Source organism: Alteromonas sp. 5NW40-0090 (genome assembly GCF_057552975.1).
Genome location: NZ_BAAJLT010000002.1, coordinates 171853 through 185414, shown reverse-complemented (window position 1 = coordinate 185414; position 13562 = coordinate 171853). Strand labels below are relative to the sequence as shown.

Here is a 13562-nt window from a genome sequence, read left to right as displayed (position 1 = left end):
GGTTATAGTGAATCAAAAGTAAAACGAAAGGTATGAGTATGGGTCAGGAAACCTCTAAAATTCTCGTTGTTGACGATGACATGCGTCTGCGCAGTTTGTTAGAGCGCTATTTACTTGAGCAAGGTTATCAGGTGCGCAGTGCGGCCAACGCAGAACAAATGGACAGACTGCTTGAGCGCGAGAATTTTCACCTTATGGTTTTAGATCTTATGCTACCGGGCGAAGATGGTTTATCTATTTGTCGCCGTCTGCGTCAACAAGAAAACGACATGCCCATTATTATGCTTACTGCAAAAGGCGATGAAGTAGACCGTATTATCGGTCTTGAAATGGGCGCAGACGATTATTTGCCTAAGCCATTTAACCCACGCGAGCTACTTGCACGCGCTAAAGCGGTACTGCGCAGACGCAGTAGCGAAGCGCCGGGCGCGCCCTCTAAAGATGTACAAATTGTAGAATTTGGCAATTACAAACTGAACCTTGCCACGCGAGAAATGACAGCTGGTGATACGCCGCTTACCCTGACTAGCGGTGAGTTTGCGGTATTAAAATCTCTGGTCACTCACCCCCGCGAGCCATTGTCGCGAGACAAACTAATGAACCTAGCGCGTGGTCGCGACTACAGCGCCTTAGAACGCAGCATTGACGTTCAGGTTTCACGCTTACGAAGAATGCTTGAAGAAGATCCTGCCAACCCTCGGTATATACAGACTGTGTGGGGATTGGGCTACGTATTCGTGCCTGATGGCGAACAAGTTTAGCACCTATGATGGATACGGCGGGTGCTACCGCCTTAGCCAGTTCACTAGTGAAGTATGTATTCATGACGGCTAACTACGCGTTCACATACTATCATTGCAGACACTGGCTTATGATTCAAAGCGACGGCATGTTATGCGTTTAATCCCTAAAAGTGCATTTGGCCAAACCGTCATGCTTATTGGCGTGCTGCTGCTTATTAATCAGATTGTGTCCTACATATCTGTCACCTATTACTTTATTCAGCCCAGCTATCAACAAATTAACAGTTTATTGGCTACGCAAGTTAAGTCAGTGCTTGCCAACGATTTGTTGGTCACTAACCAAGAAACACGCGACCGCTACTTTCAAAAAACACAGGTGCAGGTTTTTGACGAAAGCGTTGCCAAACAAAATGGATTAGAGAGCGCCGTATACTATAGCTATATTTCTTCACAGGTTAGCGAACAGCTTAGGCAGCTTGCTGACGTGCGCATTAGCACCACTACACAGGCCAGTGACGAAAATGCGCCTTATATTGTATGGATATCCCTGAATCGCTATCCAGACACCTGGATTTCTATTCCTATTTCAGGGTTAAACGAAGCGAACATCTCACCCCTTACCATGTACTTAATGGTTATTGGTATATTGAGCGTGGCCGGTGGCTGGCTGTTTGTAAGACGCATGACCCGCCCATTGTCAGCCCTGCAAAAAGCAGCAATAGCGGTGGGTAAAGGCGAACACCCGGCGCCGCTTCGCGAACAAGGCAGCACCGAAATGATTCAGGTTACTCGAGCGTTTAACCGTATGAATCAAGGTATCAAGCAGCTTGAGAATGACCGAAATATCATGACAGCGGGTATTTCTCACGATTTGCGCACGCCGCTTACTCGCATTCGCCTTGCCTCGGAAATGCTGCCAGAAGATCAAGATTGGATAAAAGACGGTATAGTTAATGACATAGAAGACATGAACGCCATCATCGATCAGTTCATTGACTATGCCCGCTACGACACCGAAGAAGTCACTCAAGAAACCGATTTGAACGCGATTATCGCCGAGCTTGTACAAGCACGACACCTTGACGATAGACACCACATCGAACTCAAACTCAACACTATTCCTCCCTTGTCATTACGACGAATTGCAATGAAACGAGTCGTGGACAACCTCATCGAAAACGCTTTTAAATATGGCTCTGAAGAAATTGCCATTAGTAGCTTTTACAATCGTCATGAGAAGCGTGTGTATTGCAAAGTGCGTGATTTTGGGCCTGGCATACCTGAAGATGAACTCAACAGTGTTTTCATGCCGTTTGCGCAAGGCGATAAAGCCCGTAATTCGTCAGGCTCTGGCTTAGGACTTGCCATTATTCGAAGAATTGTAGAAGCCCATGACGGTGAGGTAACACTAAGAAACCATCCGCAGCAAGGGCTTGTGGCCGAGTTTTATTTGCCATACCTTTCTGAACTACCAGAAAAGAAATAGCGCAGCGGATTTTAGGCTATTCGTAGCGGTACATTGTTCCTCTAGCTAAGAATTTCCATTGCGCTGTTTATAGGTTTCTCAGCCGCTTGTTCTCTAGCTTCTGTGGTATTTAATTTTTCTGCTGTAACCATAAGAAGCAAGCCACAGTACGCATCCACCTAATGGGATCACCCAAAATGCAGTGGTAAGGGGTACAAAATTCGCCCACAGCCCAGTCGAAAAGGAAGCGACCTGTACGCCAGTAGAATTACCGATAATAGAAATACCAGAGAGTACAGGCCCGTTGTCGCTGTCGATATTCATTGCCGCTGACAAAGCTAATGGGAACAGGCCACCTAAGCCTAAACCAAGCATAAGATTACCAGCGCCAATTCCATAAAAAGAAGGCATTAGCTTTAGCGCGAATACACCCGCTAATGAAGCGGTGGCCATGATGACAATCATGCGATGCACCGATACAAATCGCAGTAAAAATGGGAAGGTCAAGCGACTGATTACCATACCAGCGGTAAAGCATGCCAGCAGGTTTCTTGACTGTTCACCAGTAAAGCCCAAACCGTTTTGCGCATAGCTCACAAACCAGTTCGCGTTACCAAACTCTACCGCGCCATAGCCAAAAGTGAGCAGCGTTAGAAATATAAAAACAGGCTGTTTGATGATGCCCCCAAATGCCAGCGTCTTTTTAGGCGCTTTAGGTTGACCTTGGAGCACTTTCGCCTGAGAACGCGCCGCAATGAATGCATAGCACGAAAGCACAATCATAACGCCTGCCAACACCTGAATTGGCAATCGCCAGTTGTGCTCAACAAGATATAACAGTGTTACAAAGAACGACGCCGCAAACGTTCCTAAGCTGAACATAAAATCCATTAAGCCCATCATAGTAAAACGCTTTTCTGCATACATTCGCGCAATCAGCGTGTGTCCAATGGTAAAAATTGTAGAACTTACTACCCCAATCAAAACCGCTAACACTAAAAACCACTGCCAAGATGACAGAACGGAAACCAAAAGCAGGAGCCCAGTATTCATACTGAATAAGGTCGCTAATAGCGGCATATACTCAAAGCGACTGGCATACTTGCCACCAATCACAGCGCCTAACATCATGCCTACGGAAAAGAGCGAAAAAAGTGCGCCACTGACTACTTCAGACATTTGCAAATCGGCTGCAATATCTGGCAGTAATATTCCCCACAAGAGAAACAATTTACCAATTAGAAAAAAACCAGCAAAAATAACGATGGTGGCAGGAAGTCGGCTCATTTAGGCTCCATGGCTGATATCAGTAGAAAGACATCCGATTTAGGCGTGAGGGCACAGCGTAGTTATGCCCCTTGACCACAAAGTGAACCTTTTGAGGGCGCTGACCTTTACTGCGCAAGAAAGAACAGCAGCCCTTAATTATCACATAATCACTACCTTTACAGATTGCTGATAATCGCAAGAAATTGCAAGTGAAAGCGTTTTCCCTTTTTCATCCCACATTACAGGCACACTGCTGCCATCAAGTGAAACGCTCTGTGGTTTTTCGCTTAAACCATGCACGATATAAGTGATATCTCGCTGCTTAGGCATACCTATATAGCTACCTTCACTATCAAGCGTCAGGGTTAATGCGGCCTTATCGTCTACTGACGCATTAAGAAGTAGCTTTGTATATAAGCCTTTTTTGACAGACGCTGGATTTTTGCCGTCATCCTCGTAATAAGTATATGAAGATGAATTCACTGAATTGTCATGCCAGTAATGCATTTCTATTTTACGGGCATCAAACTGCTCTGTGCGGTTAAGCCCTTTAGTCATTGGCATAAAGCTTCCTGCTTTTACCCACACCGGGAAATTATTTAGGCTTAGCGGGTAGTTAACGGTTTGGTCACCTTGGTATTTCGTATCAGAGAAAAAATCAAACCATACGCCTTCAGGCAACTTGGTCGGCCACACCGTTTGGTTAGCGCTAGTCACAGGCGAAACTAATAGCCCATCGCCCCACAGATAACTGTCTGCATTATCAAACCAATCGCTTTCTCCGTACGCCATAGCTAACGGGCGCATTAATGGCGTGCCGTAAAGCGCATTTTCAAAGGCCAATGAATAGTTGTAAGGCAGCATGTCGTAGCGAAGTTGGATAAACTTGCGCGCAATAGACTTTACGGGATCGGCGTGGAAAATTGGCTCTGGCGCGATATTATCTTGAGCATGAGGCCTAAATACCGGTGAAAAGGTACCGAACTGAAGCCATCTTGTATAAAGCTCAGGATCAAAGGTTTCGCCTCCAGCAAACCCACCTAAGTCGGAATGGGTATACGCCATTCCAAAAACACTCATTTGAAGTGCCAACTCTACCTGAGGTTTAAGTCCGCCCCAGCTTCGACTCACATCGCCTGTCCACGGCACCATGCCGTATCGTTGACTGCCCAAAAAGCCTGAACGCATCAGCACGAACGGACGCGTGTCGGGTTGTAGCGCAGTTAAATTGTTATACACGGTTTTCGCCCACTGATGACCGTAGGCATTGTGCACTTCTGCGCCGCTTACGTTTGTAGACTGCCACATGTGCTGAATATCATCAGGGTGCACTTCAGGCTCGCCCAAGTCGCCCCACCAGCCTGCAACACCCTGTGCAGCAAGCTTTTCATAGTATTGCCAAAACCAATCTTGACCCGCTTCACTGAACACATCGACAAGGCCGGTATTGCCAAAATAAAAATCGAAGGTATACGGCGCACCGTTATCGTTTTGAGCAAGGGCATTATTGGCAACGGCGCTTTCCCATTGTTTTGACGTCGTGAGAATAAAAGGCTCTGTTATCAGCACGGTTTTCACGTCTTGAGCGCGCAGCGTGCTAATCATTTTCTCGGGTTCAGGGAAAGTGGCGGCGTCCCAACTTAAGTTCCCCATGTGCCCCTTAATGTCTTTGCCAAACCAATATAAATCTAGCACTACGGCGTCAACGGGAATATCTTGCGTGTTAAAGGCATCGACAACATCCATCACTTCATTTTGTGATTTATAGCCAAATCGAGATGCAAAGTTACCCAGCAGCCAACGCGGCGGAAGCGGCTGTTTTCCCGTAACTGCTACGGTATTCGTAACCGTGTCTTCTAAATTTTCACCCAACACCATGATGTAGCTAGCACGGCCGCCTTGTGCCTTAAATAGCAACTCGTCGCTGTTCGTTTTGCCAATATCTAGCTCACCAGAAGCGGTGTTATCGAACAATACGCTGTAATTTTTTGACGACATCACAGCAGACAAGCCAAAGTACATCTGATTTGAAGACGTGGTGTAACCATAGTGTGCTTTGTTATATAGCGGCATGCTATGACCACGACGATCCATACCTAAAACGCGCTGGCCGCCACCGTAGAGCTTTTCGTTTTCATCTAGCGCGAACGACAGGCTGACGCCGTTACTGGAAATACTTAGTCCGCCTTGCTCTTTCGAGACAATTTTTCCGTTAACAGAATAGCTGATAGCGTGCGTCGTTTTATCAACATGCGCTGCAATATTATTGAGCTTTAATGTTAGGGTTGTCGCAGTTTCAACTAGCTCTACATCATTAGCTGTTTTGTTTGTAACATCAGTCGACGCCGCCTCGGGAAGCGCCATAGACGGAAGATTAGCGTAAGGCGTGCCATTGTCATCAGTAAGATACGTTACTTGAAAGCTACTATCGTGCAACGCGCTTATCGTGAAGTCATTGGTATCCGTATCAATATTTAGCGTTGCTTTTTCGAGTGTTGCTGTTTGAACTTCGGCTACCGAATTTGCCGAGAAAAATGCCAATCCAGCACATGCAAGTGCTATACGCTGTTTCCTGTCTATCATGCTTAAAACCTTCTTTATGCTTCATCGCGAAGCGCACCTAATTAGTGAACCGCACTTAGTTAACGAAGCTCGCTTAATTAAAGCCTATTTGTGTACGATGAATGATAGCCAGTGCATTGCTCAACTTAAATAAACATACGTATTCATAATGTTAAATTTGTTAACAACAAATGCTTTATTAATGATTATCTCTTTGGCTCTCTTACTGATATAAAAAGATATATAAACAGGGAGTCTATTAATCATGGGAGAATACTTCGTTATGCCATCAACTGATTATGCGCCGATGCCAACCTTTCCGAATAAGGTTAATCTAGAGCGAAATGAATGATGCGATGGATGTTATTTGGTGTCATTACATCTTTATTTGGGTTTTATTGCTTTGTCAGATTATTTCAGCCTAGCGCATTTATTCATGTTGGAGATAATAACGTCACTTTAGCGACAGTATTTATTGACTCCAGTTGGGACATCCAACAATCGGGATTTGATCGCGAAGAGTTATTTGAAGTTGTCAGTAAACATAACCTCCCACAAGGCGTTGTGTATTTACATGTCCCAGTTATTTATGATGCTCAAAACAAACTAACGCCACCACCAAACAATAAACAAAGAGAGATTCGTATTTTTGATACTTCGCTACTTATCGAAACTGCTCCTCTAGATCCATTTGGCGTGCCCTACACCCTAAGACTTATTTCTATTGATAAACAGAAATACTGGATAAGAGATAGTCATATGGACAGCGCACTTTTTCAGTACAAGGCCGACATCAACTTTACTCCAGTATCCACAAATTGGTTTAGCTCAACGCTCTAATATTAAAGGAGCCATTAAAGCAGCTAGTTCTCGAAAGCCTAATAATACCAATCCGCATAAAAAAGCCCGCAACACGGTGCGGGCAAAACATCAATCACGTTGAGTGTGATGAACGTTGGGAAGGGGCGGACCGAGTGTTAGTAACCCGGCCCGGCTTTAACGATAGCGTCGCTAACGTCATATTTTTCAAAGTTCTGTTTAAAGTCGTTAACTAAGTTAGCGGCGTATTCGTTGTACTTCTCTTTGTCAGCCCATGTGTTCTGAGGCACAAGTAAATTGCTGTCTACACCGTCTACTGCCGCAGGCACATCTAGGTTTAACGCGTCAATGTGCTGAGTTTCAACATCAGCCAAATTGCCCGATACAATCGCATCGATGATGGCGCGCGTAGTAGGGATATCAAAACGGCTACCTGTGCCGTAAGGGCCGCCTGTCCAACCGGTATTAACCAAGTAAACCTTTGCGCCAAACGCTTTAACACGCTTAATCAGAAGCTCTGCATACACGCCTGCTGGACGCGGGAAGAAAGGCGCACCAAAACAGGTTGAGAAAGTTGATTCAATATCGCTAGTAGAGCCTATTTCTGTAGAGCCAACTTTCGCTGTATAACCACTTAGGAAGTGATACGCCGCAGCTTCTTCACTTAACACTGAAACAGGAGGCAATACGCCACTTACGTCACAGGTCAAAAACACCACTGAGCGAGGTTCGCCGCCTCGGTTCTCAGCAACGCGCTTTTCAATGTGTGAAAGCGGGTAGGCGGCTCGTGAGTTTTGGGTTAACGACGTATCGGTATAATCTGGCGTGCGTGTTTCATCAAGCACGACGTTTTCTAGGATGGTACCAAACTTAATAGCATTCCAAATTACTGGCTCGTTCTTTTGAGATAGGTCGATACATTTGGCGTAGCAACCACCTTCAATATTAAATACGCTGCCTGGCGCCCAGCCGTGCTCGTCATCACCAATCAAGAAACGCTTAGGGTCGGCTGAAAGCGTGGTTTTACCTGTCCCTGAAAGACCAAAGAACAAGGTCACATCGCCTTCTTCACCTACGTTGGCAGAACAGTGCATAGGTAGTACGTCTTTTGCTGGAAGCAGGAAGTTTTGCACTGAGAACATGGCTTTTTTCATTTCACCGGCGTAACGCATGCCCGCGAGCAATACGCGCTTTTTCGCGAAATTGATGATAACCGTGCCATCGCTGTTTGTGCCGTCGCGCTCTGGATCGCAAGTAAAGCCAGGCACGTTTAGAATTTGCCAAGGCTGGTCGCCTTTCACGTTCCACTGTTCTGGAATAATAAATAAATTACGAGCAAACACATGCTGCCACGCGGTTTGCGTTCTTACTTCAAGAGATAATGCATGTTCAGGATCTGAGCCTACTTGAAGGTGTGAAAGAAAGTGTTCTTGGGTAGACAGGTAGGCTTCAACGCGGTCCCACAGCGCATCAAATTTGTCAGCATCAAAAGGCTTGTTTACCTTGCCCCAATCGATATCGTTTTCGGTCGTTGGCTCTTTCACGATAAACCGGTCGTTTGGAGAGCGACCCGTACGTTTGCCGGTTTCAACGACAAGCGCGCCGTTTTTGTCTAATACACCTTCTCCGCGCAATACAGCGCGTTCAATAAGTTCTGCATTTGGCAGGTCGATAAGTGGCGTTACTTTCAGTTCCGTTTGAATTGAGGCTGCTGCGGTCATGGCTGTTACCCTATATGTAATTTTTCAAAAGCACTTTCAAAAAAGTATCACCTCTTAGAGTCTAATGTAAACAAGGCCTAACACGCATTTATAAAACACATATTCACTATTCCTCGCATTAAAATTTCATAAATATTGTAAATTTATTACAAGGAAAGCCTTTTCCTTTGATATAAGCGCAAAAATAGGGGGTAGAAAACAGATATTGATCGATGAATTTCAAAATAAAAAGATGAAATTTTTTTTGAGACAGCGAGTGAAAACTTTCATTGAAACAGAAATAAAAGGAAAGCGGGACTGTGGAGAAAAGTTAAACACTTACTACTGGGCATTTTTTAACCATAAGTGAAGTGTTGCGCGAATGAATTGATATATACTGTGAGGCGTTCTGAAACGAAAAAGCACCTTCAATAGAAGGTGCTTTCAGATATCAGTAGACCAGTAATTACTGATTAGAAGAAGGAGCGTCGAAGTTGCCGCTGTGAATGGCTTCTACGTCAATACTATCGAAGCGATATTCAGTATGACAGTACTGGCAGTTCATTTTGATTGCACCTTCTTCAGCGATAATTGCGTGAAGCTCAGATTTCTCCACGTGACGAAGTGCTTCTGCGCTGCGCTCCTTTGAGCATGAGCAGGCAAAGGTTACGTCCTTCGCTGGATACACTTCCACGTCTTCTTGGTGGTAAAGACGATACAAAATGTCTTCAACCGACAACGTAAACATCTCTTCTTTGGTCAACGTTTGAGTAAGCTTAGTGATATGAGCAAACTCATTGGCTTGCGACACATCAGTAGCACTGGCATCAGTAGGTAAGACCTGAAGTAACACACCCGACGCCTTCGCGTTTTTAGGATCACTCATGTCTGTCATTAGGTGCACGCTGGTCGCTAGCTGCTCTGACTGAGCAAAGTAGCCTTCAATACATTCAGCTAGAGAAGGCTTATCTAATGCGACAACGCCCTGATAACGCTCGCCCTCATCTGGTGTGATAGTAATGACCAATACCGCTTGAGACAATAACTCTGAAAACGTTTCTGGCAATGTTTCTAATGTTTCGTCCCAGCGCGCCACACCGCGAAGCGTTTGTTCGTGAGTAGCGTTTAAGACCGCGTAACTTACAGGGCCTTTGCTTTGAATTTGAAGAGAAATTTCACCTTTAAACTTAAGCGTTGCTGTTAACAATGACGTCGCTGCCGCCATTTCACTTAACAATGTTTGAATTTGCACAGGGTATTCATAGCTGTGCACAATTTGCTTTAAGCTCTCATCAAGACGAACCAATTCGCCACGAACGTTAGCTTGGGTAAATAAGAAGCGGTGTAATTTATCGAAATCGCTCATAACTAATCCTGTTGAGCAGCTCATTATTGCTGCTTAAATTTAATAATCTGTCGTCGCTGCTTTTTATCAGGTCTATGATCTGGTTTAGGGCTGTGAAAGGCGTTTATTTTTCGCGCCGTTTGGTTTTCTTCACGTTTTGTTACACTTTCAATCGTCTCTTCAAAAAGCGCCTGCGCCAAAGGAGCGCTTAAACGCTTGTCACTTAAGCCTAGCACCTTAATTTCACGATTATCCCATCCTGAGGGAACTTTAATCATGGCGCCAAGCTCTACATGCTTACCAGGTTTGGCTCGTTGCCCGTTGTACTGGACCTTTCCCGACTGCACCATGTCTCTGGCTATTGCGCGGGTCTTAAAGAACCTTGCAGCCCATAGCCACTTGTCCAGCCTGACGTTTTGTGTTGTATTGTTGCTATCCGATTGGCTCATGTAATATTTTCGTAATGGTGTGGCTTTAGTGTTGTGACCCTCACCTTTACTAGGCTATTATGGGTTTGCTAAAGCGCGGTTAACCAAAAATTCACTATATTATAATAAAGCAGTACCATCAGTGGCAGCATGACATTCAATAAACCCAACCCACAATCTCTGGTTGTTTATCTGAACCAGCATCAAAAACAGCTACATACTATCGTAGTGGTTCTGCTCAGCCTGTATTTAATTGCATTTGCTGCCAAACTCGTGTGGCGAATTATACCCGAACCTCAACTATCTGCGACACCCACAGTAAGCCGTACTCCGGTTATTTCTTCGTCGTCAGGCCAAAATGGGGTCAACATCGCTAAAATACAACAGTTGAAATTATTTGGTAATGCGGCTGCCAAACCAGCTGAACCGGTTGCTGAGGTTACCGACGCGCCAGAAACGCGCTTAAACCTAACCCTGACGGGCGTTGTAGCCAGTTCAGAGCAGGAAGCGGGTACTGCTATTATTGAAAATCGCGGCAGCCAAGCGGTGTATGGTTTGGGTGAAAAGATTGAAGGCACCAATGCCACGCTGCAGAAGGTGTATAACGATCGCGTTATTATTAAGAATGGGGTAAGGAACGAAACCCTGATGCTTGACGGAATTGACTACGACGAAGCTAATCGTCGCCGTGAAGTGCAGGCAAGAAATCGACCTGAGCCAGAAGAATTAGAAGAAGACACCGTTGAGCTTAGCGATGAAGCATTAGAGGCAACTGCAGCTCTGCGAGAGCGTCCAGCCAACTTTACAGACTTTATTTCAATATCGCCTAAATCCGAGGAAGGCCAACTTATTGGTTATCAAGTTAGTCCTGGGAAAGAGCCCGAATTATTTAAATCGGCAGGGCTTCAGGCTGGCGATGTCATTACACAGATTAACGGGCTGGACCTTACCGACTTGCAGCAATCGCAAGAGGCACTGTCTGAGCTACGTAACGCACAAACTATAGAATTAACGATTATTCGAGATGGCAGTTTAACCACGCTCTACTTAGATTTACCCGAGTCGTAACAACAACTAAAACGGTAACGACTTGTTTTTAACAAGGTAAACATTAGTGAAGACGTCAGCACTGTGACTGACAAGCAATTCAGCCATCGATATGTTAGGAAATGAAGGAAGTTAGAATGAAAAGGCGCACTAGCCATAAACTATTATCTCGCTTAGGCACAGCCATGTGCACAGCGCTTCTGTGTTTCTCGGTCACTGCCGCTGAATACATGCCTAATTTCAAAGATACTGACATCAATGAATTCATAAATATTGTTGGTAAAAATCTTGAGCGAACTATTATTGTCGACCCTAACGTACGCGGCAAAATTAGCGTACGCAGTTATGACATGCTCAATGAAGATCAGTACTATCAATTTTTCCTAAACGTACTGCAAGTGTATGACTTTGCCGTTGTAGAAATGCCTAGCGGAATTTTAAAAGTCGTTCGCTCAAAAGACGCAAAGACATCGAACATTCCGGTTGTTGAAGGCGCGCAGCAAGACGGCGATGAGTTTATTACCCGCGTTGTGCCTGTTTACAACGTTCCGGTACGTGAACTTGCTCCAATTTTACGGCAGTTGAATGACCAAGCGGGCGGCGGTAACGTGGTTAGCCACGACCCATCAAACGTGATGATGCTAACGGGCCGTGCTGCAGTGGTTAATCGTCTTGTTGAAATCATTGAACGCGTAGACCGCGCTGGTGACGAAGAAGTAGAGATTGTTAAGCTTCGCTATGCTTCAGCCTCTGAGATGGTACGTATTATTGAAAGTATCAACAAATCACAAGGCAAAGCCAATACAGGCGCTAAATCTGAACCTCGCGTTGTAGCAGACGACAGAACGAACTCTGTGATCGTAAGCGGCGACATTAAAGCGCGTCAGCGTCTTATCAACCTTATTCAACGCATGGACCAAGAGCTTGAGTCCAATGGCAACACTCGCGTACTGTTTCTTAATTATGCTAAGGCAGAGGATTTAGTCAAAGTTCTACAAGGCGTATCGGCCAGTATCCAAGCAGAAGAGCAAGGCAGCGGCACCACATCGCGCAGAGCGAGCTCAAACCGCGAAATTAGCATCGACGCACACGAAGATTCTAACGCCATCGTTATAACTGCAGAGCCAGACATGATGCGCTCGCTAGAAGAAGTAGTACGTCAGCTTGATATTCGCCGTGCACAGGTACAGGTTGAAGCCATTATCGTTGAAGTCTTTGAAGGTGACGGTAATACGTTAGGCGTGCAGTGGGTCTCAGAAGAGGGCGGTGGTACACAGTTCAATAACGGCGTTATAGGTGTAGGCTCATTAGCTGTAGCACTACGACAGGCTGAGGATAGAGAAACCACGCAAACCAACATCACTGCCAACGGTGAAGTGGTAGAAACAACGGACACGATTGAAGGCGACTTTACCGCGCTTGCTAGCCTTCTTGGCGGTGCCAACGGCCTAATTGCTGGCGTTATTGAAAATGGCTGGGGCGCAGTGGTTCAGGCGGTAAGCACTGATACCAATTCGAATATTCTTGCCACACCTCACCTAACTACCATGGATAACGAAGAAGCGTTTTTCATCGTTGGTCAGGAAGTACCTATTATTACAGGGACTACAACCGGTGCGAACAACTCTAACCCGTTCCAAACGGTTGATCGCCAAGAGGTGGGTATTAAGTTAAAAGTCACGCCTCAAATTAATGAAGGCGACGCGGTACAGCTTCTTATCGAACAAGAAGTATCGAGCGTAAGCGGTGCAACGTCGGTAGATATTTCAATTAACAAACGTGAAATTAAAACCACAGTAATCGTTGATGATGGCGGTACTATCGTATTAGGCGGCTTGATTGATGAAGACGTACAAGAAAGTGTATCTAAAGTGCCATTGCTAGGTGATATCCCTATTCTTGGTCATCTCTTCAAAACAACGTCGACCAGCAAACGCAAGCGTAATCTAATGGTATTTTTAAAACCAACGATAGTCCGTGACGGCGCAACCATGAATTCTATTAGCCATCGCAAGTACAACTACATTCGCGCACTTCAGCTTAAACGTCAGCAAGAGGGCGTGTCCCTAATGCCGTCTGCTGAAACGCCAAGCTTGCCACAATGGGACGACGAACTCGCTTTGCCACCTTCGTTTGAAGAGTATCTCTCAGAGAAAGAGAAGAAAAAAGAAGGTAACGACTAGT

Annotated in this window: 10 protein-coding genes; 5 read left to right on the top strand and 5 right to left on the bottom strand. The window is 45.4% G+C overall.

The annotated features are described in order from the left end of the window. Nucleotides 1-38 precede the first annotated feature (38 nt). Both ompR and envZ read left to right on the top strand, forming a co-directional pair. On the top strand, nucleotides 39-761 hold the full coding sequence (ompR, locus tag AC27KT_RS02905) for an osmolarity response regulator transcription factor OmpR (RefSeq protein WP_014951298.1): 723 nt from the start codon (nucleotides 39-41) through the stop codon (nucleotides 759-761). Nucleotides 762-894: 133 nt separating this feature from the next. Further along, nucleotides 895-2229, top strand: coding sequence for a two-component system sensor histidine kinase EnvZ (envZ, locus tag AC27KT_RS02900; protein ID WP_039221491.1), 1335 nt, complete (start codon nucleotides 895-897; stop codon nucleotides 2227-2229). Between the two features lie 93 nt (nucleotides 2230-2322). On the opposite strand, the gene AC27KT_RS02895 is transcribed toward envZ, so the two are convergent. After that, nucleotides 2323-3495 (bottom strand): MFS transporter, encoded by a 1173-nt coding sequence (locus AC27KT_RS02895; protein WP_487127223.1) that lies wholly within the window; start codon nucleotides 3493-3495, stop codon nucleotides 2323-2325. A 141-nt stretch (nucleotides 3496-3636) separates the two neighbouring features. After that, nucleotides 3637-6060 (bottom strand): TIM-barrel domain-containing protein, encoded by a 2424-nt coding sequence (locus tag AC27KT_RS02890; protein ID WP_487127221.1) that lies wholly within the window; start codon nucleotides 6058-6060, stop codon nucleotides 3637-3639. Between the two features lie 327 nt (nucleotides 6061-6387). Here AC27KT_RS02890 and AC27KT_RS02885 point away from each other — a divergent pair, with 327 nt between their 5' ends. Continuing rightward, entirely contained in the window at nucleotides 6388-6879 is a 492-nt protein-coding gene (locus tag AC27KT_RS02885) for a hypothetical protein (protein WP_487127219.1), read from the top strand. A 137-nt stretch (nucleotides 6880-7016) separates the two neighbouring features. Here AC27KT_RS02885 and AC27KT_RS02880 read toward each other — a convergent pair whose 3' ends face one another. The 3 genes from AC27KT_RS02880 to hslR all read right to left on the bottom strand — a co-directional run bounded on the left by AC27KT_RS02880 (nucleotide 7017) and on the right by hslR (nucleotide 10352). Further along, on the bottom strand, nucleotides 7017-8579 hold the full coding sequence (locus AC27KT_RS02880; protein ID WP_487127217.1) for a phosphoenolpyruvate carboxykinase: 1563 nt from the start codon (nucleotides 8577-8579) through the stop codon (nucleotides 7017-7019). Nucleotides 8580-9024: 445 nt separating this feature from the next. Beyond that, nucleotides 9025-9924, bottom strand: a complete 900-nt coding sequence (hslO, locus tag AC27KT_RS02875) for an Hsp33 family molecular chaperone HslO (RefSeq protein WP_487127215.1) — start codon at nucleotides 9922-9924, stop codon at nucleotides 9025-9027. A 23-nt stretch (nucleotides 9925-9947) separates the two neighbouring features. Beyond that, the gene (gene hslR, locus AC27KT_RS02870) at nucleotides 9948-10352 is read right to left on the bottom strand and encodes a ribosome-associated heat shock protein Hsp15 (protein WP_487127213.1); all 405 of its coding nucleotides are present in this window, start codon (nucleotides 10350-10352) and stop codon (nucleotides 9948-9950) included. A 129-nt stretch (nucleotides 10353-10481) separates the two neighbouring features. Between hslR and gspC the strand changes: the two genes are divergently transcribed. Beyond that, nucleotides 10482-11399: a type II secretion system protein GspC gene (gene gspC / locus AC27KT_RS02865; protein ID WP_487127211.1), complete on the top strand. Its 918-nt coding sequence runs from the start codon at nucleotides 10482-10484 to the stop codon at nucleotides 11397-11399. A 116-nt stretch (nucleotides 11400-11515) separates the two neighbouring features. Beyond that, nucleotides 11516-13561, top strand: a complete 2046-nt coding sequence (gene gspD, locus AC27KT_RS02860; RefSeq protein ID WP_487127209.1) for a type II secretion system secretin GspD — start codon at nucleotides 11516-11518, stop codon at nucleotides 13559-13561. Nucleotide 13562: the final 1 nt, after the last annotated feature.

Bases quoted from the DNA above. Each gene is read 5' to 3' on its own strand.
- gspD (WP_487127209.1), top strand. From the start codon at position 11,516: ATGAAAAGGCGCACTAGCCATAAACTATTATCTCGCTTAGGCACAGCC.
- envZ (WP_039221491.1), top strand. From the start codon at position 895: ATGCGTTTAATCCCTAAAAGTGCATTTGGCCAAACCGTCATGCTTATT.
- AC27KT_RS02890 (WP_487127221.1), bottom strand. From the start codon at position 6,060: ATGATAGACAGGAAACAGCGTATAGCACTTGCATGTGCTGGATTGGCA.
- hslO (WP_487127215.1), bottom strand. From the start codon at position 9,924: ATGAGCGATTTCGATAAATTACACCGCTTCTTATTTACCCAAGCTAAC.
- hslR (WP_487127213.1), bottom strand. From the start codon at position 10,352: ATGAGCCAATCGGATAGCAACAATACAACACAAAACGTCAGGCTGGAC.
- ompR (WP_014951298.1), top strand. From the start codon at position 39: ATGGGTCAGGAAACCTCTAAAATTCTCGTTGTTGACGATGACATGCGT.
- AC27KT_RS02885 (WP_487127219.1), top strand. From the start codon at position 6,388: ATGATGCGATGGATGTTATTTGGTGTCATTACATCTTTATTTGGGTTT.
- AC27KT_RS02880 (WP_487127217.1), bottom strand. From the start codon at position 8,579: ATGACCGCAGCAGCCTCAATTCAAACGGAACTGAAAGTAACGCCACTT.
- gspC (WP_487127211.1), top strand. From the start codon at position 10,482: ATGACATTCAATAAACCCAACCCACAATCTCTGGTTGTTTATCTGAAC.
- AC27KT_RS02895 (WP_487127223.1), bottom strand. From the start codon at position 3,495: ATGAGCCGACTTCCTGCCACCATCGTTATTTTTGCTGGTTTTTTTCTA.